The 24632-nt window shown below is 71.6% G+C and carries 14 protein-coding genes; 6 read left to right on the top strand and 8 right to left on the bottom strand.

All coding sequences use genetic code 11. The annotated features are described in order from the left end of the window. Positions 1–4 precede the first annotated feature (4 nt). The 4 genes from OG737_RS22810 to OG737_RS22795 all read left to right on the top strand — a co-directional run bounded on the left by OG737_RS22810 (position 5) and on the right by OG737_RS22795 (position 7196). Positions 5–4594, top strand: a complete 4590-nt coding sequence (locus tag OG737_RS22810) for an ATP-dependent helicase (protein ID WP_328927980.1) — start codon at positions 5–7, stop codon at positions 4592–4594. Between the two features lie 156 nt (positions 4595–4750). Further along, positions 4751–5443, top strand: coding sequence for a hypothetical protein (locus tag OG737_RS22805; protein WP_328927979.1), 693 nt, complete (start codon positions 4751–4753; stop codon positions 5441–5443). Positions 5444–5597: 154 nt separating this feature from the next. Next, positions 5598–6392: a DNA-formamidopyrimidine glycosylase family protein gene (locus OG737_RS22800; protein WP_328927978.1), complete on the top strand. Its 795-nt coding sequence runs from the start codon at positions 5598–5600 to the stop codon at positions 6390–6392. Between the two features lie 36 nt (positions 6393–6428). Next, positions 6429–7196: an SDR family NAD(P)-dependent oxidoreductase gene (locus tag OG737_RS22795; RefSeq protein WP_405678260.1), complete on the top strand. Its 768-nt coding sequence runs from the start codon at positions 6429–6431 to the stop codon at positions 7194–7196. 351 nt (positions 7197–7547) lie between these two features. Here the strand turns inward: OG737_RS22795 and OG737_RS22790 are convergent, their stop codons facing one another. The 8 genes from OG737_RS22790 to OG737_RS22755 all read right to left on the bottom strand — a co-directional run bounded on the left by OG737_RS22790 (position 7548) and on the right by OG737_RS22755 (position 21365). Next, positions 7548–7925, bottom strand: coding sequence for a helix-turn-helix transcriptional regulator (locus OG737_RS22790; protein ID WP_328927975.1), 378 nt, complete (start codon positions 7923–7925; stop codon positions 7548–7550). 109 nt (positions 7926–8034) lie between these two features. Further along, positions 8035–8565, bottom strand: coding sequence for a CinA family protein (locus OG737_RS22785; protein ID WP_405921915.1), 531 nt, complete (start codon positions 8563–8565; stop codon positions 8035–8037). Positions 8566–8589: 24 nt separating this feature from the next. Continuing rightward, positions 8590–9246: a CDP-diacylglycerol--glycerol-3-phosphate 3-phosphatidyltransferase gene (gene pgsA, locus OG737_RS22780; RefSeq protein ID WP_328927973.1), complete on the bottom strand. Its 657-nt coding sequence runs from the start codon at positions 9244–9246 to the stop codon at positions 8590–8592. Continuing rightward, positions 9243–10736 (bottom strand): 30S ribosomal protein S12 methylthiotransferase RimO, encoded by a 1494-nt coding sequence (gene rimO / locus OG737_RS22775; protein ID WP_328927972.1) that lies wholly within the window; start codon positions 10734–10736, stop codon positions 9243–9245. Before rimO ends, pgsA begins: the two co-directional genes overlap by 4 nt. Positions 10737–10862: 126 nt before the next feature. Beyond that, positions 10863–11759: a helix-turn-helix domain-containing protein gene (locus OG737_RS22770; protein WP_405921914.1), complete on the bottom strand. Its 897-nt coding sequence runs from the start codon at positions 11757–11759 to the stop codon at positions 10863–10865. A 220-nt stretch (positions 11760–11979) separates the two neighbouring features. Beyond that, positions 11980–14739 (bottom strand): DNA translocase FtsK, encoded by a 2760-nt coding sequence (locus tag OG737_RS22765; protein ID WP_405921913.1) that lies wholly within the window; start codon positions 14737–14739, stop codon positions 11980–11982. A gap of 127 nt (positions 14740–14866) precedes the next feature. Next, positions 14867–15550, bottom strand: coding sequence for a response regulator (locus OG737_RS22760; protein WP_328927969.1), 684 nt, complete (start codon positions 15548–15550; stop codon positions 14867–14869). A 274-nt stretch (positions 15551–15824) separates the two neighbouring features. Then, positions 15825–21365: a HAMP domain-containing protein gene (locus tag OG737_RS22755; RefSeq protein ID WP_328927968.1), complete on the bottom strand. Its 5541-nt coding sequence runs from the start codon at positions 21363–21365 to the stop codon at positions 15825–15827. A gap of 165 nt (positions 21366–21530) precedes the next feature. Here OG737_RS22755 and OG737_RS22750 point away from each other — a divergent pair, with 165 nt between their 5' ends. Both OG737_RS22750 and OG737_RS22745 read left to right on the top strand, forming a co-directional pair. Continuing rightward, entirely contained in the window at positions 21531–24113 is a 2583-nt protein-coding gene (locus tag OG737_RS22750) for a SpoIIE family protein phosphatase (protein WP_328927967.1), read from the top strand. 41 nt (positions 24114–24154) lie between these two features. After that, positions 24155–24625 carry a hypothetical protein gene (locus OG737_RS22745; RefSeq protein ID WP_328927966.1) on the top strand — a complete coding sequence of 157 codons (471 nt, stop codon included), beginning with the start codon at positions 24155–24157 and terminating at the stop codon, positions 24623–24625. Positions 24626–24632 lie beyond the last annotated feature (7 nt).

Raw genomic sequence — 24632 nt, 5'->3', positions numbered from 1 at the left:
GGGCATGTCCGGCTCCGCGCTCGCATCGTTCTCCCCCGCGACCCGCTCCTGGTTCACAGGGGCCTTCGTCACGCCCACCTCCGCGCAGGAAGGCGCCTGGCGGGCCATCGGGGAGGGGGCGGACGTGCTGGTCGTGGCGCCCACCGGCTCGGGCAAGACCCTGGCCGCCTTCCTCGCCGCCCTCGACCAGCTGGCCTCGGTCCCGCCGCCGGCCGAGCCGAGGAAGCGCTGCCGCGTGCTGTACGTGTCGCCCCTGAAGGCCCTGGCCGTGGACGTGGAGCGCAATCTCCGCAGCCCGCTGACCGGTATCCGCCAGGAGTCCGTCCGCCTCGGTCTGCCCGAGCCCGAGATCCGGGTCGGGATCCGCTCCGGCGACACCCCGCCGGCCGAGCGGCGGGCGCTGGCCACCCGACCGCCGGACATCCTCATCACCACGCCCGAGTCGCTGTTCCTGATGCTGACCTCGGCCGCCCGGGACGCCCTGACCGGGATCGAGACCGTGATCCTGGACGAGGTGCACGCCGTGGCCGGGACCAAGCGCGGCGCGCACCTGGCCCTGTCCCTGGAGCGGCTGGACGAGCTGCTGCCGCGCCCGGCACGCCGGATCGGGCTGTCGGCGACGGTCCGGCCGGTGGACGAAGTGGCCCGGTACCTCGCGCCGCGCGGCAGGGTGGAGATCGTCCAGCCGCCGTCGACAAAGGAGTTCGACCTGTCGGTGGTCGTCCCGGTGCAGGACATGGGCGAGTTGGGCGGCTCTCCGGCGACCGAGGGCCGGGAGGGCGGGGACAAGCCTTCCATCTGGCCGCATGTGGAGGAGCGGATCGCGGACCTGGTGCAGGCGCACCGCTCCACGATCGTGTTCGCCAACTCCCGCCGCCTCGCCGAGCGGCTCTGCAACCGGCTCAACGAGATCGCGTACGAGCGGGCCGTGGGCGAGAAGCTGCCCGAGGGCTCTCCCCCGGCGGAGGTCATGGCGCAGTCCGGCGCCGCCCGGGGCGCCCCGCCGCTGCTGGCCCGCGCTCACCACGGCTCGGTCTCCAAGGAGCAGCGGGCCCTGGTGGAGGAGGACCTGAAGGCGGGCCGGCTGCCCGCGGTGGTCGCCACCTCCAGCCTGGAGCTGGGCATCGACATGGGCGCCGTGGACCTGGTGGTGCAGGTGGAGTCCCCGCCGTCGGTGGCCTCCGGGCTCCAGCGGGTGGGCCGCGCCGGGCACCAGGTGGGCGCGGTCTCCACCGGTGTGGTCTTCCCCAAGTACCGGGGTGACCTGGTGCAGGCGGCGGTGGTCACCGAGCGGATGCGCACCGGCTCGATCGAGTCCCTCCGGATCCCTTCGAACCCCCTGGACGTCCTGGCACAGCAGCTGGTCGCGATGGTGGCGATGGACACCTGGCAGCTGGACGACCTGCTGGCCCTGGTGCGGCGGGCGGCGCCCTTCGCCGCGCTGCCGGAGTCGGCGTTCACCGCGGTGCTGGACATGCTGGCGGGCCGCTACCCCTCGGACGCGTTCGCCGAGCTCAGACCGCGGGTCGTCTGGGACCGCGTCGCCGGGACGGTCACCGGCCGGCCGGGGGCCCAGCGTCTCGCGGTCACCTCCGGCGGCACCATCCCCGACCGCGGCCTGTTCGGCGTCTTCCTCGCGGGCTCCGACCCCAAGAAGGGCGGCGGCCGCGTCGGCGAGCTCGACGAGGAGATGGTCTACGAGTCGCGCGTCGGGGACGTCTTCACCCTGGGCACCACCTCCTGGCGGATCGAGGACATCACCCGCGACCGCGTCCTGGTCACCCCGGCGCCCGGCGTGCCCGGCCGGCTGCCGTTCTGGAAGGGCGACCAGCTGGGCCGCCCCCTCGAACTGGGCCGCGCGGTCGGCGCGTTCCTGCGCGAGCTGGGCGGCCTCACCGAGGAGGACGCCCGGCTACGGCTGCTGGCCGCCGGCCTGGACGCCTGGGCCGCCGAGAACGTCCTGGCGTACCTCGCCGAGCAGCGCGAGGCCTGCGGCCACGTGCCGGACGACCGGACCATCGTGGTCGAGCGCTTCCGCGACGAGCTCGGCGACTGGCGGGTGGTCGTCCACTCTCCCTTCGGCGCGCAGGTGCACGCCCCGTGGGCGCTGGCGCTGAGCGCCCGCCTCGCGGAGAAGTACGGCATGGACGCGCAGGTGATGCACGCCGACGACGGGATCGTGCTCCGCCTCCCCGACGCCGACCTGCTGTCCATGGACCTCCTGGACCACGACCCGTCACGTCCCGCGGGCTTCGAGTTCGACGACGAGCAGGCCCCGTTGGGCGCGGCCGATGTCGCCTTCGACCACGGTGACATCAACCAGGTCGTCACCGAACAGGTCGGCGGCTCGGCGCTGTTCGCCTCCCGCTTCCGCGAGTGCGCGGCCCGCGCGCTGCTGCTGCCCCGGCGCAGTCCGGGCAAGCGCACCCCGCTGTGGCAGCAGCGTCAGCGCGCCTCCCAGCTGCTCCAGGTGGCCTCGGAGTTCGGCTCCTTCCCGATCGTGCTGGAGGCCGTACGCGAGTGCCTCCAGGACGTCTTCGACGTGCCCGGCCTGACCGAGCTGATGGGGGACATCGAGGCACGCCGCGTCCGCCTGGTCGAGGTCACCACCCCCGAACCCTCCCCCTTCGCCCGCTCGTTGCTCTTCGGGTACGTCGCCCAGTTCCTCTACGAGGGCGACTCGCCCCTGGCCGAGCGCAGGGCGGCCGCGCTGTCGCTGGACTCGCGCCTGCTGGCCGAGCTGCTCGGTCAGGCGGAGCTGCGCGAACTGCTCGACGCGCAGGTACTGGAGGAGCTGGAGCGGGAGCTCCAGTGGCTCACCGAGGACCGGCGGGCCAAGGACCCCGAATCGGTGGCCGACCTGCTGCGCCTGCTGGGCCCGTTGACGCAGGACCAGCTGGCCGAGCGCGGGGCCGATCCGGCCTGGGCGCGGGAGCTGGCATCGGCCCGCCGCGCCATCCAGGTCCGGATCGGCGGCACCGACCACTGGGCGGCGATCGAGGACGCCGGCCGGCTGCGGGACGCACTGGGCACGGCGCTGCCGGTCGGCGTCCCGGAGGCGTTCACCGAGCCGGTCAAGGACCCGCTGGGCGATCTGCTGGCCCGGTACGCCCGCACCCACGGGCCGTTCACCACGGCCGCCGTCGCGACCCGCTTCGGCCTCGGCCCGGCGGTCACCGAGGGCGCCCTGCACCGGCTCGCCGCGGCCGGGCGGGTGGTCCAGGGCGAGTTCCACCCGGCGGGCATCGGCCAGGAGTGGTGCGACGCGACGGTGCTGCGCAGGCTCCGGCGCCGTTCGCTGGCCGCGCTGCGCCAGGAACTGGAACCGGTCCCGCCGACCTCGCTGGCCACCTTCCTCCCGCAGTGGCAGCACCTGGGCGGAGCCCTGCGCGGCATCGACGGCCTGGCCCGGGCGGTCGAGCAGCTGCAGGGCGCCCCGGTCCCGGCCTCCGCGCTGGAACGTCTGATCCTCCCGTCCCGGGTGAGCGGCTACTCCCCCGGACTGCTGGACGAGCTGACCACCGCGGGCGAGGTGGTCTGGGCGGGCGCCGGCGCGCTCCCGGGCAAGGACGGCTGGATCTCCCTCTACCTGGCGGACACGGCCCCGCTGCTCCTGCCCCCGCCGCACCCCCTGGAGCTGACCCCTCTCCACCAGGCGGTCCTCGACCGGCTGTCGGGCGGGTACGGCCTGTTCTTCCGCCAGATCGCCGAGGCGGTCCGCGCGGCGTTCCCCGAGGTGTCCGATGTCGCGCTCTCCGAGGCGGTGTGGGACCTCGCCTGGTCGGGCCGGCTCACGAACGACACCCTGAGCCCCCTGCGGGCCCTGCTGGGCTCGGGCCGCACCGCCGGCTCGACGGCCCACCGGGCCCGGCGGACGGTCCCGCGCGGGCGGTACGGCACGCTCAGCGCGACCGTGTCCCGTACCGGCCCGCCCACGGTCTCGGGCCGCTGGTCGCTCCTGCCCTCGCAAGCCCCCGACCCGACCCACCGGGCCCATGCCCTGGCCCGCACCTTGCTGGACCGGCACGGGGTGGTGACCCGGGGCGCGGTCGCGGCGGAAGGGGTGGAAGGCGGCTTCAGCGCGGTCTACCGCGTCCTGTCGGCCTTCGAGGACAGCGGCCAGGCCCGCCGGGGCTATGTGGTCGAGGGGCTCGGCGCGGCCCAGTTCGCGATGGACGGCGCGGTGGACCGCCTGCGGGCCGCCGAGCGGACCCCGCCCCCGCTGGCGGCGGTGGTGCTGGCCGCCGCCGATCCGGCGAACGCGTACGGCGCGGCGCTGCCCTGGCCGGAGCCGCCGGGCGGAGCCACCCACAAGCCCGGCCGCAAGGCGGGCTCCCTGGTGGTCCTGGTCGACGGCGAGCTCACCCTGTATCTGGAGCGCGGCGGCAAGACCCTCCTGGCCTGGCCGGACCCCGGCGACCCGCGCCTCACCGCGGCCGTCGAAGCCCTCGCCACAGCCTCCCGCACGGGCACCCTCCCGGCCCTCACGGTGGAACGGATCAACACTGCCGCGGCCCTGATCTCGCCCCTGGGCGGCGCCCTGGAGGCGGCCGGTTTCCACGCCACCCCGAGAGGTCTGCGCCTGCGCTCCTGATGGCTCCGTACGGTCTCGACTGAGCCACTTATGTCTTGGGCATGTCACGAAACGGCTGCCGCCCCCGACTCAGCTGGCAGTGATCCTTATTCATGCTTTATCAAGATGATCACAGGCATCGCGCTGGACGATGCGTAGTCATGGGGGAGAAGAAAAGTGAGCACCATCAGCATGCGCAAAACCACCCTGGGCGCGGTCGGCCTGGCGGTCGCCGGAACCCTGGCCCTCACCGGCTGCAAGAGCGGCAACGAGGAGCTCCCGGCGCAGCCGTCCGCTCCGGCCTCTTCGGCCCCGTCCGCCCAGCCCTCGCAGCCGGCCCAGCCGAGCACCTCGGGCAGCCCGTCGGCCGGTGGTTACGGTGACGCCCCCGCCGGTGCGGCGGGCACGGCCAAGTCCGGCCAGACCTTCAAGCTCGGCGAGGCCGCGACGGTCCCGTTCAGCTACGGGAGCAACAAGGGCGGCCAGATCGCCATCACCGTCACCGCGATCGAGCAGGGCACCCTCTCGGACCTGGACGCGATGAAGCTCGGCGACAAGGTCAGCGGGAAGGTTCCGTACTACATCCGCTACACGGTCAAGAACACCGGCACGACGGACCTGTCGTTCTCCTCGGTGGGCCACATCAAGGGCCTGCTCGGCGACGGCAGCGAGGCCCAGGGCCTGTCGGTCATCGGCAAGTTCGAGAAGTGCCCGAACGAATCGCTGCCGAAGGGCTTCACCAACGGCCAGACGCAGACCAGCTGCGCGGTGGCCCTGGCCCCGTCGGCCCAGACGAAGGTCTCCGCGGCCGAGTACTGGGGCGAGCCGTACAACTCGCTGAGCAACAACAAGGGCCTCGTCTGGAAGTAGCAGCGGCCACCCCGCCCTGCGCTCCACCTGAAGGCACACCCGGACGAGCCCCCGCGACGGCACCCCGCCGCGGGGGCTCGTCCCGTACGGCCCCCACGGCCCCGCAGCCCCGCAGCCCCGCAGCCCCGCAGCCCCGCAGGGTGACAATGGGGCCATGCCCGAAGGTGACAGCATCCGGCGCGCGGCCACCCGCCTCCACACCGCTCTGGCCGGCCGGGAACTCACACGCTGCGACCTGCGCGTCCCCCGCTTCGCCACCGCCGACCTCACCGGCCGCACCACCCTCGACGTCACCCCTCGCGGCAAACACCTCCTGGCCCGCTTCGAAGGCGGGCTCACCCTCCACAGCCACCTGCGCATGGACGGCGCCTGGCACGTCTTCCCCGCGGGCGCGAAGTGGCACGGGGGCCCCGCCCACGAGATCCGGGCGATCCTCGGCACCGCCGACCACACCGCGGTCGGCTACCGCCTCCCCGTCCTGGAGCTCATCCGCACCGCCGATGAGGACCAGGCGGTGGGCCACCTCGGGCCCGACCTCCTCGGCCCCGACTGGGACGCCGACCGGGCCGCCGCCAACCTCCTCGCCGCCCCCGAGCGCCCCCTCGGCGAGGCCCTGCTCGACCAGCGCAACCTCGCCGGGATCGGCAACATCTACAAGGCCGAGCTCTGCTTCCTGGCCCAGGTCACCCCCTGGACCCCGGTCGGCGCCCTGCCCGAGACCGCCCTCCCCCGCCTCGCCGCCGCGGCCCACCGCCTGCTGTCCGCGAACACCGGCGAGCGGCCGGGCCCCCGCAACACCACCGGCAGCCGCCGCCCCGGCCAGGACCTCTTCGTCTACGGCCGCGCCCACCGGCCCTGCCTGCGCTGCGGCACCCCGATCCGCGAGGCCCCCCAGGACGGCCGCCCCACGTACTGGTGCCCCCGCTGCCAATCCGGCCCGACAGGCTAGTTGACGGACCGTCAGATCCGCTCGTACGGTCCCGGCATGCCCACAGCCTCGTACGACCTCACCGGCCGCACCGCCCTGATAACCGGCGCCGCCAGCGGCATCGGCCGCGCCACCGCCGTCCTCCTCGCCGGGGCGGGCGCGCACGTGCACTGCGCGGACCGCGACGAACAGGGCCTCGCCGAGACGGCAGCCCTCGTCGGCAAGGCCGGCCACGGCGCCGCCACCGTCCACCCGCTCGACGTCACCGACCGGGCGGCCCTGCGGGCCGCCGTCACCGCCGCCGGCCCGCTCGACATCGCCGCCGCCATCGCCGGGGTCATGCACACCAGCAGCGTCCTGGAGACCTCCGACGAGGACCTCGACCGGATCCTGGACATCAACTTCAAGGGAGTCCTGCGCACATGCCAGGAGGCCGCGCGATCCATGATCGAGGCGGGGCGCCCCGGCTCGATCGTCACGATGGCCTCCGGAGCCGTGGACGCCGCCCAGCCCGGCCTGCTCTGCTACAGCGCGGCCAAGGCAGCCGTCGTCCAGCTGACCAAGACGCTCGCCACCGAGGCCGGCCCGCACGGCATCCGCGTCAACGCCGTCGCCCCCGGGTGGATCCGTACCCCGATGACCGGCCGCCACGCACCCGAGGTCCAGGAACAGACCGAGGCGATGATGATCCGCATGTCCCCGCTGCGCCGGGTCGGCGAACCCGAGGACGTCGCCCGGGCCGTGCTCTACCTGGCCTCGGACGCCTCGTCCTTCATGACGGGCCAGATCCTTCGCCCGAACGGCGGAGTGTCGATGCCCTGGTAGCCCTGGTCGCCCCGGCGGCCTTGCGCACCGGGCACGGGACACAGTGCACCGGCAGCAGCCCCAGCCCCCACCCGCCCACCGCCACCGCGCCCTCCACGGGCCCGGACTCCGCAGGCGCCAGGAGCAGCCGCAGCACGGCCCACCACCACAACACCCCCACCGCCAGCGCCAGGGCCGAAGCCACAGGCGTGCGCAGTAACCGCCGCACGGCTACCTCCCTGGGGCCGGGACCCGGACGGCCCCATCCTCCCGCACCCCTCCCGCCGCCGCACCCAGAACGGCCGGGAGCCCCGGCCGGTGCTTCACGCACCGGCCGGGGCTCCGGCCACACTCACACGCTCACGTGCTCGCTCACGCGGCTACGACATTCACCGCTTCCGCAGGCGCCTTGATGGTCACCCGCTCCGGTCCCGCGACCGAAGTCATGGAAACCGAATTGAGCATCGGGCGGACCGGCACACTGACCGGTTCGCTTGCCGCGGCCGACTGTGCCAGCTCGGCCAGCGACAGTTCATCACTGACTTCGCGCATCAGCTCGGACATCCGTACGTCCAACGCGTCGCAGATCGCGGAGAGCAGCTCGGAGGATGCCTCCTTCTGCCCCCGCTCCACCTCGGAGAGATAGCCGAGCGAAACTCGGGCCGACGAGGAGACTTCGCGCAGAGTACGGCCCTGGCGCTGGCGCTGCCGACGCAGCACGTCACCCAGCAGGCGACGGAGCAGAATCATCGGTGGCTCCCTCCTCTGACCGTGTAGCCGCATCCTTCACGCCCCACCGTACCGCCTCGCGCCGCGGCCGTGCGGGGAGCGATGTCGTGTTCACTCAGGGCTGCAAACATCAAATCCCCCCGTTGTGTTCCGTATCCTGCCCCCGCGCATTCTCACGAAGTTGGCCTGAGAGCAGTTCGAGCACTGTCCGTGCACTCTCCCTACGGATTTCCGCACGGGAGCCGTTCAACCTCAGCCGGGCCGTTTTCCTGCCCCCCGGGCCCTCCACGGCGACGAAAACCGTGCCGACCGGCTGCCCGTCCTGCGGGTCCGGGCCGGCCACTCCCGTCGTCGCAATCCCCCACGAAGCGCCCATCACGCGCCGCACCCCGGCCGCCATCTCCGCCGCGACCTGGGCGTTCACCGCACCTTCGGCGGCCAGCAGCCCGGCGTCCACCCCGAGGACCCGGTGCTTGAGCTCCGTGGCGTACGCCGTGACCGAGCCGAGGAAGGACCGCGAGGCCCCGGGGACCGCGGTGAGCTCCGCGGCCACCATGCCGCCCGTCAGCGATTCGGCGACGGCGAGGGTCTGGCCACTCTCCGTGAGCAACCGCAGAACCTCCGTGGCCGCGGCCGCCGTTCCGGCTCCACCCTCAGCCACAGGAAGATTCCCCCGCCGCGTCTGTCACGTCGCGGCCCGCTCCGCGGCGAGACCCTGGCGACGCAGTACGACCGCCTGCCGGATGTAGTCCAAACCGGTGACGACGGTCAGCACGACGGCGAGCGCCATCACCCAGAAGCGCATGGTCGCCAGCGCGCCGGTCAGCGCGAGCACGTACATGCCCACGGCCGTTCCCTGCGCCAGGGTCTTGAGCTTGCCGCCCCGGCTGGCCGGGATCACTCCGTAGCGGATCACCCAGAAGCGCATGAGCGTGATCCCGAGCTCGCGCCCGAGGATCAGCCCCGTCACCCACCAGGGCAGGTCGCCCAGCCAGGAGAGGCAGATCAGCGCGGATCCCATGATCGCCTTGTCGGCGATGGGGTCGGCGATCTTGCCGAAGTCCGTGACCAGGTTGTACGTCCGGGCCAGGTGCCCGTCGAAGATGTCCGTGATCATGGCGACGGCGAACGCCGCCCAGGCCCAGGCACGCCAGGCCGGGTCGTAGCCGCCCTCGGCCAGCAGCAGGAAGACGAAGCCCGGCACCAGCACGAGCCTGATCATCGTCAGGATGTTGGCGATGTTCCACAGGCTGGCCTGATTGACCGCCGCGGCTCCCAGCTTCGCGCCGGGCGCGGGCCGACGGCCGGTCCCGCCCGCCGCAGATGCCGGGACTCCGGTCATCCGGCCGCCTCCTCAAATTCCGTGCCCAGGGGCTCGGCCACCAGGTCCACACCCAGGGTGCCGACCACCTTCGCCGTGACGATACGCCCGGGGACCAGTCCCGTGCCGTCCGTGAAGACGACCTGGCCGTCGGTCTCGGGGGCCTGGTGGGCGGCGCGCCCGTAGGCGCCCTCGCCGTCCTCCGCCTCGTCCAGGGGGACGACGGTCTCGACGAGTACCTCCAGGGTCTCCCCGATCCGCTCCTCCGCGCGCTGCGAGGTGAGCTCCTCGGCGAGCCGCTGCATGTGCGCGAGCCGCTCGGCGATGGTGTCCTCGTCCAGCTTGTGGTCGTAGGTGACGGCCTCGGTGCCGTCCTCGTCGGAGTAGCCGAAGACGCCGATGGCGTCGAGGCGGGCGTGGGTGAGGAAACGCTCCAGCTCGGCGAAGTCCGACTCCTTCTCGCCGGGGAAACCGACGATGAAGTTGGACCGGACGCCGGCCTGCGGGGCCTTGGAGCGGATGGTGTCCAGCAGTTCCAGGAACCGGTCGGTGTCACCGAAGCGGCGCATGGCGCGCAGCACGTCGGGGGCCGAGTGCTGGAAGGACAGGTCGAAGTACGGCACGACCTTGGGGGTCGAGGTCAGTACGTCGATCAGGCCGGGCCGCATCTCGGCGGGCTGGAGGTAGCTGACGCGGACGCGCTCGATGCCGTCCACCTCGGCCAGCTCCGGCAGCAGGGTCTCCAGCAGCCGGATGTCGCCGAGGTCCTTGCCGTACGAGGTGTTGTTCTCGGAGACCAGCATGATCTCCTTGACGCCCTGCTCGGCCAGCCAGCGGGTCTCGCCCAGCACGTCGCTGGGGCGGCGGGAGATGAAGGAGCCGCGGAAGGACGGGATGGCGCAGAAGGAGCAGCGCCGGTCGCAGCCGGAGGCCAGCTTGACCGAGGCGACGGGGCTCTTGTCCAGGCGGCGGCGCAGGGGCGCGCGCGGGCCCGAGGCGGGCGCGAGCCCGTCCGGCAGGTCGGCGGGGGCCTCGGCGGGCTCCTGCGCGTGGCCGGGAAGTGCCACCTCGGCGTCCTGGCGCTGCGCCGGGCTGATGGGCAGCAGCTTGCGCCGGTCGCGCGGGGTGTGGGAGGCGTGGATGCCGCCGTTCAGGATGGTCTGGAGGCGGTCGGAGATGTCCGCGTAGTCGTCGAAACCGAGGACTCCGTCGGCCTCGGGGAGCGCTTCGGCGAGTTCCTTGCCGTAGCGCTCGGCCATACAGCCGACGGCGACGACGGCCTGGGTCTTGCCGTGATCCTTGAGATCGTTGGCTTCCAGCAGGGCGTCTACGGAGTCCTTCTTGGCGGCTTCGACGAAGCCGCAGGTGTTGACGACGGCTACGTCCGCATCGGCGGCGTCCTCGACGAGCTCCCAGCCATCCGCCGCCAAGCGGCCTGCGAGCTCCTCCGAGTCCACCTCGTTACGGGCGCAGCCAAGAGTGACAAGGGCGACGGTACGGCGTTCGGGCATGGACTCAAGACTACTTCGTCCCGGCGGCGGCCCCCGCCCCAAGTCCCCTTACAACAAGATCCCCGGGGTGCGGTGCGGCACCCCGGGGATCCGGATCAAAGCGTTCCGCCCTAGGGCGGCCTCGGGTCAGCCCGCCTGGGGCTGTCCTCGGAGGGGGTCTTCCTTCGTGTATGTGAGACGTTCCACCTGACCCGACTGGAATTCGTCCTTGATCTCCTTGCCGTTCACGAACAGCTTCACGGCGCCGGCGTCGCCGAGCACGAGGTCGACGGACTCCTTGTCCGTGAAGGTCTTGGACTCACCCTGGGCGAGGGTGCCGTCGAAGAGCAGGCGGCCGCTGTGGTCCTTCGCGGAGATCCAGCTCTCGCCGGTGTCGGCCGTCAGGACGACCGTGACGAGGTCCTTGGGCGCGGCGGCGATGGCACTGTCGGAAGGCTCCGGCTTGGGTGCCTGCGGGGTCTGCGGGGGCTGGGCAGCCGGCTTGCCGCCGGACTGCTTGGGCGCGGGCTTCGGGGAGGCGGAACCTTCCGCCACCGGTCGCTTGGTCTGCTCGTCGCCGCCGCCGAAGGCGGTGAAGCCCACGAAGCCGATCACGGCGACGATGGCGGCGACCATGGCGGCGGTCCAGTTGGGCCGCTGCCTTTCCGGGCGGATCCGCTCGGCGTCGAACATCGGCGCGGCGGGGGTGGGTGCCGGCCGGCCGCCATGAGCCGCGTCGTAGGCCTCGACCAGGGGTTCCGGATCGAGGTGTACGGCGCGGGCGAGCGTACGGATGTGACCGCGGGCGTAGACGTCGCCGCCGCAGCGCGTGAAGTCGTCCTCTTCGATCGCGTGCACGATCGGGATGCGCACGCGGGTGGTGGAACTGACCTCTTCGACGGTGAGCCCGGCGGCGATCCGGGCCTTCTTGAGGGCCGTCCCGATGGACGGTCCTTCGACGGAGCGTTCGACGATGCGGTCCTCGGACCGGTCGTCGGTCGAAGGCCGCTCTTCTTCGGGGGAGTTGGAGTTGCCGATGGACACGAGTGCGCCTTTCGAGCGTGTAGCCACCTGCTGGATGTCCAGTCTAGGGGGGTGACGAAAGGGTGGAGCAACCGGAGGGTGCACTTCCTACGCCATCCGAATGGCGCGGAAGCATCCCCTCCGGTGCGGCGGTCCCGCGCCGTACGTGATGCCGTACGCGGTGTCGCCACCTTCCTTCAACTGGACGCGGGCCCAAGGGAAACGGTTGCCCGCCGTTTCCTTACGGTTGTGTCTCTCCTCGGATGACGGCGAGCACTCCGTCCAGCTCATCGGCCTTCAGCAGGACGTCGCGCGCCTTCGAACCCTCGCTCGGGCCGACGATTCCACGCGATTCCATGAGGTCCATGAGCCGGCCGGCCTTGGCGAAGCCCACCCGCAGCTTGCGCTGGAGCATCGAGGTGGAGCCGAACTGGGTGGAGACCACCAGCTGCGCAGCCTGGCACAGCAGGTCCAGGTCGTCGCCGATGTCCTCGTCGATCTCCTTCTTCTGCTTCTGCCCGACCGTGACGTCGTCCCGGAAGACGGGCGCCATCTGGTCCTTGCAGTGCTGCACGATCCCGGCGATCTCGTCCTCGGTGACGAAGGCGCCCTGCAGGCGGACCGGCTTGTTCGCCCCCATCGGCAGGAACAGCCCGTCACCCTTTCCGATCAGCTTCTCCGCGCCCGGCTGGTCCAGGATGACCCGGCTGTCCGCGAGCGAGGAGGTGGCGAAGGCCAGACGCGAGGGCACGTTCGCCTTGATCAGGCCGGTGACCACGTCCACCGACGGCCGCTGGGTCGCCAGCACCAGGTGGATGCCGGCCGCGCGCGCCAGCTGCGTGATGCGGACGATCGAGTCCTCCACGTCACGCGGGGCCACCATCATGAGGTCGGCGAGCTCGTCGACGATCACCAGCAGGTACGGGTACGGGCTGAGCTCCCGCTCGCTGCCCGGCGGCAGTTTGATCTTGCCGTCCCGGATGGCCTGGTTGAAGTCGTCGATGTGCCGGTAGCCGAAGGCGGCCAGGTCGTCGTAGCGCAGGTCCATCTCGCGCACGACCCACTGGAGCGCCTCGGCGGCCCGCTTGGGGTTGGTGATGATCGGCGTGATCAGGTGCGGGATGCCCTCGTACGCCGTCAGCTCCACCCGCTTGGGGTCCACCAGCACCATCCGCACGTCCTCCGGGGTCGCGCGGACCATGACGGAGGTGATCAGGCAGTTGATGCAGGAGGACTTTCCGGAACCGGTGGCTCCGGCCACCAGCACGTGCGGCATCTTGGCGAGGTTGGCCATGACGTAGCCCCCCTCGACGTCCTTGCCGAGCGCGACCAGCATCGGGTGGTCGTCCTCGGCGGCGTCCGCGAGCCGCAGCACGTCGCCCAGGTTGACCATCTCGCGGTCGGTGTTCGGGATCTCGATGCCGACCGCCGACTTGCCCGGGATCGGGCTGATGATCCGCACGTCCGGCGAGGCCACGGCGTAGGCGATGTTCTTCGCCAGTGCCGTGATCCGCTCGACCTTCACCGCCGGGCCCAGCTCCACCTCGTAGCGGGTGACCGTCGGGCCCCGGGTGAAGCCGGTGACCTTCGCGTCGACCTTGAACTCCGTGAAGACGTTGGTCAGCGAGGCGACCACGGCGTCGTTGGCGGCGCTGCGGGTCTTGCCCGGCCCGCCCCGCTCCAGCAGGTCCAGCGAGGGCAGCGCGTACGTGATGTCCCCGCGCAGCTGGAGCTGCTCGGCGCGCGGCGGCAGCGGCTGGGTCTCCGGCGGGGCCTTGGTCAGGTCGGGCACCGACAGCGTCCCGGAGGCCGCGGCGGTGGTGGCGTGCGGCTTCTCGGCGGCGGGCGCCGCGGACGGTACGGGGCGCTCCTCGCGGGCGGGCGGCACGGGAGCGGTGTTCTCCCGGGGCTCCCGCGGGGCGGAGATGCCCTGGGTGAGGTCGGCGACGAGCGGCGAGGGGGGCAGCCCGCCGTAGACCACGCCGTCCAGCGCGGCGGCGGCGGCCGCGGCCACGTCGACGGCGTCCATCTCCCGGTCCATGGCCGGCCGGGACGGGGCCCGCTTCGGCCGGCGCCGCCGCGCGAGGGCCTCCTCCTCGGCGGAGTCCACCGGATCGGCGGGACCGGCGCCGGCGCCGCCACGAGCCCGCCACTGCTCGGCATCGTGTCGGTCGGCGCCCGCCTCGGCCTCCCCGTAGCCCTCGTCGTACTCGTTCGGGGCGATGATGCCGAGCTTGATGCCGAGCCGCCGCAGCCGCTGCGGGATCGCGTTGACCGGGGTCGCGGTGACCACGAGCAGCCCGAAGACCGTCAGCAGCACCAGCATCGGTACGGCCAGCGGCGCGCCCATGGTGAAGATCAGCGGCTTGGAGGCGCCCCAGCCGATGAGCCCGCCCGCGTTCTGCATCGCGGTGGTGCCCTCGTCCCGGCCGGGCGCCCCGCAGGCGATGTGGACCAGGCCCAGCACCCCGATGACGAGGGCGGACAGCCCGACCCCGATCCGGCCGTTGGCGTCGGTCTGTTCGGGATGGCGGATGAAGCGCACCGCCATGACGCCGAGCAGGATCGGCACGAGCAGATCCAGTCGTCCGAACGCACCGGTGATCAGCATGGTGACCAGATCGCCGACGGGACCGCTCAGGTTCGACCAGGTCCCGGCGGCCACGATCAGCGCGAGGGCGAGCAGCAGCAGCGCGACACCGTCCTTGCGGTGGGCGGGATCGAGGTTCCTCGCACCCTGGCCGATCCCCCTGAAGATCGCGCCGACCGCGTGCGCGCAGCCCAGCCAGACGGCGCGCACCAGCCGCACCACGCCCCCGGTCGGGGACGGCGCGGGCTTGGGCGCGGCCTTCTTGGCGGGGGCGCGCCTGGCGGCGGCCTTCTTCGCGGGAGGCTTGCGCACAGGAGCCGCCTTCTTCGCCGGCGCCGACGTACGGCCGGTGCGGCCCTTCGCGGTGCCCGCGGTGCTCTGGGAACCCTTGCCGGACGTACGTGAGGCCATGGGCCCGAGATTACCGGTGTCCGCGCCGGTGGACGCGCGTGCCCACCCCTTCACCCGTTCGTGTCGCCCGTCCCGTGGCCGCTTTGACGCACCACCAGACCTGACGCACCACCAGACCGCTTGCCGCTCAGCCCTGCAGCGGCAGTACGGGCGCTCCCCCGCCGGTCCCGGGCTCCAGCGCGTCGAGCGCCCGCCGCAGTCCGGTCAGTTTGCGCTCCAGATGGGCCGCGGTCGCCACCACCGCCGCCTCGGCCGAGTCCTCGCCGAGCTGCTTGGTCAGCGCCTCGGCCTGCTCCTCGACCGCCGCGAGCCGCGCGGAGAGCTCGGCCAGCAGACCGGCCGTCTCCCTGCTGCCGTCCACACCGGTCGGACCGCCGCCCTCCAACTGGAGCCGCAGCAGGGCCGCCTGCTCCCGCAGCTGGCAGTTCTTCGTGTACAGCTCCACGAAGACCGAGACCTTGGCCCGCAGCACCCACGGGTCGAAAGGCTTGGAGATGTAGTCCACCGCGCCCGCCGCGTAGCCGCGGAAGGTGTGGTGCGGACCGTGGTTGATCGCGGTCAGGAAGATGATCGGGATGTCCCGGGTCCGCTCCCGCCGCTTGATGTGCGCGGCGGTCTCGAATCCGTCCATTCCCGGCATCTGCACATCCAGCAGGATGACCGCGAAATCGTCCGTCAGCAGCGCCTTGAGCGCTTCCTCCCCTGACGACGCCCGGACCAGTGTCTGATCGAGCGCGGAGAGGATGGCCTCCAGCGCCAGCAGATTCTCCGGCCGGTCGTCGACCAGGAGGATCTTGGCCTTCTGCACCATGCCCTGTCCTCCTCGCCCCGGCATGGGGCCTCCCCGGCTCCAGACTCCGGCCTGTACGCCGGGCCCCGCCCCAGAGGACGGCATCCTTGCGCCGTCCGTCCTTGTGCCGGTCATCGTAGCCCCAGTCCCGAGATCGCCACACCCTGTCACCAAGATGTCACTGTGCACGAAGCACAAACGTGGTGGAAGAGCCGAAGGTTCCCCGTCTGCCACCCTCCCACACCGCGTCGGGCACGGTCAGCCAGCTGTCGGCGTCGGTTCACTCACCCGGTGATCACTTCCCACGCATCCACTGTTCCATGACCGACAGCAGATAGTCGGGGTCGACCGGCTTGGTGACGTAGTCGGAAGCACCGGAGTCGATCGCCTTCTCCCGGTCCCCCTTCATCGCCTTCGCCGTCAGCGCGATGATCGGCAGCCCCGCGAACTGCGGCATCCGCCGGATCGCCGAGGTCGTCGCGTAGCCGTCCATCTCCGGCATCATGATGTCCATCAGCACGACCGTCACGTCGTCGTGCTGCTCCAGGACCTCGATGCCCTCCCGGCCGTTCTCCGCGTACAGCACGGCCAGCCCGTGCTGCTCCAGCACGCTGGTCAGCGCGAAGACGTTGCGTACGTCGTCGTCCACGATGAGCACCTTCTCGCCGTGGAAGTCGTACGTCCGGGGCGCGGCCGGAAGCTCTGCCTCCGGGTTGCCCCAGGCGTCCTGGGCCCCCACCGCGCCCGGCTGCCCCGGCACCGCCGTACGGGGCTCCAGGTCGCTCAGCGACTTGCGCCGCCGCCGGAACAGCGCGGCGCCGCCCTGACCCTGCCCGGCCTGCTCGGAGCCCGGCAGGGCCGCCCGCTCCGCGCGCACGGGCTGAGCGGGCGCCGGAGCCGTCGGTACGGGCGCCACCGGAGCCGCCGGCAGCGCGGGCCTCGCGTCCTGGGCCGGCCTGCGGTACAGCTCCGCGCGGCCACCGCCGGGCGTGGGCGGCGCGTACCCCTGCGGGGGCAGCTCGCTCGGGTGCAGCGGCAGGTACAGCGTGAAGGTGGACCCGCGGCCCGGCTCGCTGGCCGCGTGGATCTCCCCGCCCAGCAGCCGGGCGATCTCCCGGCTGATGGACAGGCCCAGGCCCGTGCCCCCGTACTTGCGGCTGGTCGTCCCGTCGGCCTGCTTGAACGCCTCGAAGATCACCAGCATCTTGCTCGCCGCGATCCCGATCCCCGTGTCGGTCACCGAGAAGGCGATCAGGTCCGCGTCGGCCTCCCGCAGCGAACCGGCCTCCAGCAGCTGCTCGCGGATCGCCGCCGGCACATCGGCCCCGGCCGGCCGGATCACCAGCTCCACCGCCCCGCTGTCGGTGAACTTCACCGCGTTCGACAGCAGGTTGCGCAGCACCTGCAGGAGGCGCTGCTCGTCCGTGTGCAAGGTGGCCGGCAGCTCCGGGGAGACGCGCACCGAGAAGTCGAGCCCCTTCTCCGCGGTCAGCGGCCGGAAGGTCGCCTCCACGTAGTCCACGAGCTGGACCAGCGCGATCCGGGTCGGCGAGACGTCCATCTTCCCGGCCTCGACCTTCGACAGGTCCAGGATGTCGTTGATCAGCTGGAGCAGGTCCGAACCCGCCCCGTGAATGGTCTCCGCGAACTCCACCTGCTTCGGCGAGAGGTTCTCGTCCGCGTTGTCGGCGAGCAGCTTGGCCAGGATCAGCAGCGAGTTGAGCGGGGTCCTCAGCTCGTGCGACATGTTCGCCAGGAACTCGGACTTGTAGCGCATCGAGACCGCGAGCTGCTCGGCACGCTCCTCCAGGACCTGCCGGGCCTCCTCGATCTCGGTGTTCTTCACCTCGATGTCCCGGTTCTGCTGCGCCAGCAGCTCGGCCTTCTCCTCCAGCTCCGCGTTGGCGGCCTGCAGGGCCTTCTGCCGGTTCTCCAGCTCGTCGGAACGCTCGCGCAGCTGCTCGGTCATCTCCTGCGACTGCTTCAGCAGCATCTCCGTCTTGGAGTTGACGCTGATGGTGTTGACGCTCGTACCGATCATCTCGGCGATCTGGCTGAGGAAGTCCTTCTGGATCTGCGTGAAGGGCGTGAACGACGCCAGCTCGATGACGCCGAGCACCTTCCCCTCGAAGAGCACCGGCAGCACGATCACGTGCGCGGGCGGCGCCTCACCGAGCCCGGAGGAGATCTTCAGGTAGCCGGGCGGGGTGTTCTCGACGAGGATCGTCCGCTTCTCCTCGGCGACGGTCCCGATCAGCCCCTCCCCGGGCCGGAAGGAGGTGGGCACCTGGCCTCCCGCATACGCGTAACTCCCGCGCATCCGCAGCTCGTACGAGCCGTCCGCGCCGCCCTCCGTCCCGATCTCGTTGGTGCCGCCGGCCGGCAGGGCCAGGAAGAACGCGCCGTGCTGCGCCGAGACCACCGGAGTGAGCTCGCTCATGATCAGCGAGGCCACGTCGTCGAGCTCCCGGCGGCCCTGCATCAGCGCGGAGATCCGGGCCAGGTTGCCCTTGAGCCAGTCCTGCTCCTTGTTGGCCAAGGTGGTGTCGCGCAGGTTGACGATCATCGTGTTGATGTTGTCCTGGAGGACCTGGATCTCGCCCGCCGCGTCCACGTCGACCTTCAGGCTCAGGTCGCCGCGGGTCACCGCGGTGGCCACGGCCGCGATCGCGCGCACCTGCCGGGTGAGGTTCCCGGCCATCTCGTTCACGGACTCCGTCAGGTCCCGCCAGGTGCCGTCCACGTCCCGGACGCGGGCCTGGCCGCCCAGGATGCCCTCCGTGCCCACCTCGCGCGCCACACGCGTCACCTGGTCGGCGAAGGAGGACAGCTGGTCGACCATCGTGTTGATGGTGGTCTTCAGCTCCAGGATCTCGCCCCGGGCATCGATGTCGATCTTCTTGGTCATGTCGCCCTTGGCGATGGCGGTCGTGACCATGGCGATCTGCCGCACCTGGCCTGTGAGGTTCGAGGCCATGAAGTTCACCGAGTCGGTGAGGTCCTTCCACGTCCCCGAGACACCCGGCACGTGCGCCTGGCCGCCGAGCCGGCCCTCCGTACCCACCTCGCGGGCCACGCGCGTGACCTCGTCGGCGAACGACGACAGGGTCTTCACCATCGTGTTGACGGTGTCGGCGAGCTGCGCGACCTCGCCGCGCGCCTCGACGGTGACCTTCTTCGTCAGGTCACCGTTGGCGACCGCCGCCGAGACCTGGGAGATGTTGCGCACCTGCGACGTCAGGTTGTTGGCCATCAGGTTGACGTTGTCGGTCAGGTCCTTCCAGATGCCCGTCACCCCGCGCACTCGGGCCTGACCGCCCAGAATGCCCTCGGAGCCCACCTCACGGGCCACTCGCGTCACCTGCTCCGCGAACGACGACAGCTGGTCCACCATCGTGTTCACGGTCGTGACGAGTTCGAGGATCTCGCCCTTCGCGTCGACGGTGATCTTCTTGGAGAGGTCGCCCATCGCGACCGCGGTGGTCACCTCGGCGATGTTGCGCACCTGCGACGTCAGGTTGTTCGCCATGAAGTTGACGGACTGGGTGAGGTCCTTCCAGGTGCCGGAGACACCCTTCACCTCAGCCTGACCGCCCAGGATGCCCTCGGTACCCACCTCACGGGCGACCCGCGTCACCTGCTCCGCGAAGTTCGAGAGCTGGTCGACCATCGTGTTGAGGGTGTTCTTCAACTCCAGGATCTCGCCCCGCGCGTCCACGTCGATCTTCTGCGACAGGTCACCGCGCGCCACCGCCGTGGCGACCTGCGCGATGTTGCGCACCTGCGAAGTCAGGTTCCCGGCCATGCCGTTCACGGAATCCGTCAGATCCCGCCACACACCCGCCACGCCCGGCACCTGCGCCTGACCGCCGAGCCGGCCTTCCGTACCCACGTCCCGGGCGACCCGCGTCACCTGCTCCGCGAACGCCGAGAGCTGGTCGACCATCGTGTTGATGGTGTTCTTCAGCTCCAGGATCTCGCCCCGCGCGTCCACGTCGATCTTCTGCGACAGGTCACCACGGGCCACCGCCGTGGTCACCTGGGCGATCTGGCGCACCTGGGACGTCAGGTTCCCGGCCATGAAGTTGACGGAGTCGGTGAGCTCCTTCCAGGTGCCGGACACCCCCTCCACCCGGGCCTGGCCGCCGAGCCGGCCCTCCGTACCCACGTCCCGGGCCATCCGCGTGACCTGGTCGGCGAAGGACGACAGCTGGTCCACCATCGTGTTCACGGTGTTCTTCAGCTGGAGCATCTCGCCCGAGACGTCGACGGTGACCTTCTGCGACAGGTCGCCGTTGGCCACCGCCGTCGTCACCTGCGCGATGTTGCGGACCTGGCCGGTGAGGTTGCGGAAGGCGGTGTTCACCGAATCGGTGAGGTCCTTCCACGTCCCCGCGGCGCCCGGCACCTGCGCCTGACCGCCCAGTTCACCCTCGACGCCGACCTCACGGGCCACACGCGTCACTTCCGCACCGAAGGACTGGAGCTGGTCCACCATCGTGTTGACGGTGTTCTTCAGCTCCAGCATCTCGCCGGCCACGTCGACGGTGACCTTCTGCGACAGGTCGCCGTTGGCCACCGCCGTCGTCACCTGCGCGATGTCCCGCACCTGCGTGGTGAGGTTGCGGAAGACCGTGTTCACCGAATCGGTGAGGTCCTTCCACGTCCCCGCGGCGCCCGGCACCTGCGCCTGACCGCCGAGCAGACCCTTCGCCCCGACCTCGCTGGCCACACGCGTGACCTCGTCCGCGAAGGTCCGCAGCGTCTCGGTCATCTGATTGATCGTTTCGGCCAGCTGCGCCACCTCGCCGCGCGCGCTCACCCGTACCTTCTGCGACAGATCGCCGTTCGCGACCGCCGTCGTCACCTGCGCGATCCCACGCACCTGGGCCGTCAGGTTGCCGGCCATGGTGTTGACGGAGTCGGTCAGGTCCTTCCACACACCCGCGACCCCGGGCACCTTCGCCTGGCCGCCCAGCTCGCCCTCCGTACCCACCTCGCGGGCGACCCGGGTCACCTCGGAGGAGAACGAGGACAGCTGGTCCACCATGGTGTTCACGGTGTTCTTCAGCTGGAGCATCTCGCCGGCCACGTGCACCGTGACCTTGCGCGACAGGTCGCCCTTCGCCACCGCCGTCGTGACGAGGGCAATATCACGCACCTGAGCGGTGAGCCGGTACGCCATCGTGTTGACGGAGTCGGTCAGATCCTTCCAGGATCCGGACATTCCGCGCACCTGGGCCTGGCCGCCGAGCTTGCCCTCGGTACCCACCTCCAGCGCCACGCGCGTCACCTCGTCGGTAAACGCGGACAGCTGGTCGACCAGGTTGTTGACCGTACGGCCGACCTTCAGGAACTCGCCGCGCAGCGGCTGCCCGGTCCCCTCCGCGGTCTGCGTCCGCAGGTCCATCCGCTGGTCCAGATCGCCCTCGGCCACCGCCGACAGCACCCGGCCCACCTCGGACACCGGCCGGGCGAGATCATCCACCAGCTGGTTCGAGGCGTCGATGGCGGCCGCCCAGGAGCCCTCACAGGCACCTGTTTCAAGCCGTTCGCTCAGCTTGCCCTCGCGGCCCACCATCCGCCGTACGCGGGACAGCTCCCCGGTCAGGTGCAGATTGCGGTCGGCGACCTCGTTGTAGACGGCGGCGATCTCCGCCATCACGCCCTCGCCGGACACCGTCAGCCGCTTGCGGAAGTTCCCGTCCCGCATCGACACCAGGGCCGTGAGCAGCCGGTTCAGAGCGGCGGTATCGACCTCCGTCGTGCCGCCTCGCCGGGACCGCCCGCCCTTCGGCCGCGTTCCCGTACGCCGCACCGCTGCGCCAGACTCCACCGTGTCCCTCCCGAAAGGGTCGACCGCTGTTCCACCGGGTGTTGACTGTCCTGCCCGGCTCTTCAAGCCTGCCCAGTGTTTCACCCTGGCCGAACCAGGCCATAACACTTCGGCACCATCGCACACCGGCCGTACCCTGCGGGTGGATTCCCAGACGACGGCACCATGCCGACCGCGAAGGTAAGTAACCTGGCACCCGTTGTCCAACCGCGTCGAAGGAGAATCGTGATCACGGCACGGGCGGCTGCCAGCTTCGACCCCCTCGGGCGCTCGGTCGCCGCTGCCCGCACGTTCGTCCGCGACACCCTGCAGGGATGGGGCTTCGCGGACATCGTCGACGACGCGGTGGTACTCACCAGCGAGCTCGTCACCAATGCCGTGGTCCACGCCGGAACCCGGGCCGAGGTCCTGTGCCTGCGCACCGACGACGGCGTGCGGGTCGAGGTCGCCGACCGGTACCCGGAGCGCGAGCTGCCCCTCCAGCACCCCGGCGAGCGCCCGTACGCCGACCCCGACCGCGAGAGCGGCCGCGGCCTGATGCTCTGCGCCGCCCTCGCCACCCGCTGGGGCGTCGAGTACACCGCCACCCACAAACACGTGTGGTTCCGCCTCGACCTCCCGGACCGGCCGGTCGGTACCCGGTCCGCGGGGCCCGTCGTCCCCGACCAGCTGCTCCCCCTCGCCGACAACCGGGTCCGCGTCGCCGTCCTCCAGGTCGACTCCGCCGACGCCGTCTCCGCCTGGAACGAGGACGCCGAGCACATCTTCGGCTACCCCGCCGAGAAGGCCGTCGGCCGCCCGCTCGCCGAGCTCGCCGCCTGGCCCCAGACCCCCGGCACCGGCACCGGCATCGCCGAGGCCCTGCGCCTGTCCCGCTGGGAGGGCAGCTACGGGATCCGCGGCGCCGACGGCCGGGTGATCCCCGTTTACGCCTCACACCTGCGGGTACGCGATGCCCATGGCGAGCCCTCGATCGTCTGCCTGCTCGTCCACGACGACGAGCGCGCCCTGCTCCAGACCCCGGTACGGGTCCCGGCCGACGGCGGCCAGCTCACCGAGCCCCGCCCGACGGACCCCTTCGAGGTCTTCATCGGCTCCCCCGCCCCCGACGACCTCGACGGCCTCCTCCAGCGCACGGTCGAACGGGCCCGCGACCTGCTCGACGCCGACGCCGCCTTCCTGCTGCTGGCCACCGACGACGAGACCGAGCTGGAGGTCCGCGCGACCACCGGCCTGCCCTCCACCCGCCAGCGCTTCGCCCGCGTCCCCGTCGAGGCCGGCACCAACCGGTACGGCTCCGCCCGCATGCCCGCCGTCCACGACGACCTCACCGCCGTCCCCGGAGCCGTCCCGCTCCTGGAGTCCACCGGCATGCGCTCCGTGGTCACCGTCCCCCTCAAGGTCGAAGGCCGGCTCACCGGTTCCCTCGGCGTCGCCGCCGAGGTCCCCGGCCGCTACTCCAACGAACAGGCCCTGCGCCTCCAGTTCGCCGCCGACCGCATCGCCCTCGCCGTCGAGTCCGCCCGCCTCGGCGAGCTGGAACGCCTGCGCCGCGGCTCCCTCTCCTTCCTCGTCGAGGCCTCCGACCTGCTGGCCGGCACCCTGGACCGGGACCAGACCCTGGCCCTCATGGCCCAGATGACCGTCCCCACCCTCGCCACCTGGTGCGCCGTCTACACCATCGCCGACCAGTCCTCGGACCCGTACCTCTCCTACGTCCTCCACGAGGACGAGGAGCGCATCGACGGCCTCAAGGACCTGCTCTCCCGGGTCAGCCCGCCCGAACCGGTCCGCGAGGCCGGCGCCCGCCCGTGGCCGGAAACGGCTCTCGCGGTCGGCGGCGAGACGGTGGTCCTTCCCCTCCTCGCCCGCAACCGCGTGATCGGCATGCTCACCCTCGGCAAGCCCAGCGAGGAGCACTTCCGCCAGGAGATCCTCGAACTCGCCGAGGACCTCTCCCGCCGGGCCGCCCTCGCACTCGACAACGCCCGCCTCTACTCCGAGCGCACGGCCATCAGCCGCTCCCTCCAGCGCAGCCTGCTCCCGCCCGGCTCCCCCGCGATCCCCGGCATGGAGGTCGAGGTCATCTACCGCGCGGCCGGCGAGGGCAACGAGGTGGGCGGCGACTTCTACGACGTCTTCCCGATCCGCGACGGCGCGTACGGCTTCGCCATCGGCGACGTCTGCGGTACGGGCCCCGAGGCGGCCGCCGTCACCGGCCTGGCCCGCCACGCGCTGCGCCTCCTGGCCCGCGAGGGCCTCGGCGGCCCGGCGGTCCTGGAGCGGCTCAACGCGGCCATCCTCGACGAGGGCGCCCGCAGCCGCTTCCTCACCCTCCTCTACGGAGAACTCCACCCCCAGCCCGACGGAGGCGCCCTCATGAAGGTCGTCTGCGCCGGCCACCCGCTCCCGCTGCGCCTGCGCCCGAACGGCGACGTCAGCGCGGCCGCGGAGCCGCAGCCCCTGCTGGGCGTGATCGACGACCTGGACCTCTACGAGCAGACGCTCACCCTGGACCCGGGCGACGTGCTGCTCTGCGTCACGGACGGCGTGACCGAGCGCCGCGAGGGCACCCGCATGCTCGGCGACGACGGCCTCGCGGAGGTCCTCACCACGTGCACGGGCCTCACTGCGGGCGCGGTCGCCTCCCGCGTCCTGCGCGCGGTGGAACGGTTCGCGGCGGAACCGGCCTCGGACGACATGGCGATCCTCGCCTTCCGCGTCCCGCACCAGCGCGAAGGCGACTAGTCTCTGGCCCCGGGTGGTCGCGATGTGCTCAACTCACCACCGTGGACACAGTCTTGACGAGTGTGGTGGCCGTCGCCGGCACCTTGATCGGATCTCTGAGCACCTACCTCTTCCAGCGCCGCACGGCCGAACGGACCGAGGCCGTGGCCCGCCGGGAAAGACTGCGCCAGGAGCGCCTCGCCGCGTACAGCGGCTACGCGGCGGCGGTCACGGACCTCAAACGCGCGAAGATCACCCTATGGTTCCGCCAACGGCGCTCCCCACGGGACGAAGAGGCGCTGCTGGCGGCTTTCCTGGAGAGCGACCGCCTGGGAGCCGCGGCCGAAACCGCCGCGTTCCGTATCCAGCTCGTGGCCGACGATCCCCAGCTGCGCCGACTAGTGGAAGCCGTATTCGCCAAGGTCGGTGAGATCACCCATGCGGAAGACCGGCAGGCGGTCATCGCGATCGAGTCCGAGTTCGAGCAGGCTGTGCGCGCGTTCATCGACGCGGCGGCCGGCCAGCTGCGATGAAGGAAGC

Origin of the sequence: Streptomyces sp. NBC_00122 (assembly GCF_045160845.1) — a bacterium.
Taxonomy (GTDB): Bacteria; Actinomycetota; Actinomycetes; order Streptomycetales; family Streptomycetaceae; genus Streptomyces.
The sequence above is the reverse complement of the archived record's forward strand: the minus strand, read 5'-3'. Positions and strand labels throughout refer to the sequence as shown.

Coding starts and splice junctions, on each gene's coding strand:
- OG737_RS22810 (WP_328927980.1), top strand. CDS start 5: ATGTCCGGCTCCGCGCTCGCATCGTTCTCCCCCGCGACCCGCTCCTGG.
- OG737_RS22800 (WP_328927978.1), top strand. CDS start 5,598: ATGCCCGAAGGTGACAGCATCCGGCGCGCGGCCACCCGCCTCCACACC.
- OG737_RS22795 (WP_405678260.1), top strand. CDS start 6,429: ATGCCCACAGCCTCGTACGACCTCACCGGCCGCACCGCCCTGATAACC.
- OG737_RS22790 (WP_328927975.1), bottom strand. CDS start 7,925: ATGATTCTGCTCCGTCGCCTGCTGGGTGACGTGCTGCGTCGGCAGCGC.
- pgsA (WP_328927973.1), bottom strand. CDS start 9,246: ATGACCGGAGTCCCGGCATCTGCGGCGGGCGGGACCGGCCGTCGGCCC.
- rimO (WP_328927972.1), bottom strand. CDS start 10,736: ATGCCCGAACGCCGTACCGTCGCCCTTGTCACTCTTGGCTGCGCCCGT.
- OG737_RS22765 (WP_405921913.1), bottom strand. CDS start 14,739: ATGGCCTCACGTACGTCCGGCAAGGGTTCCCAGAGCACCGCGGGCACC.
- OG737_RS22760 (WP_328927969.1), bottom strand. CDS start 15,550: ATGGTGCAGAAGGCCAAGATCCTCCTGGTCGACGACCGGCCGGAGAAT.
- OG737_RS22750 (WP_328927967.1), top strand. CDS start 21,531: ATGCCGACCGCGAAGGTAAGTAACCTGGCACCCGTTGTCCAACCGCGT.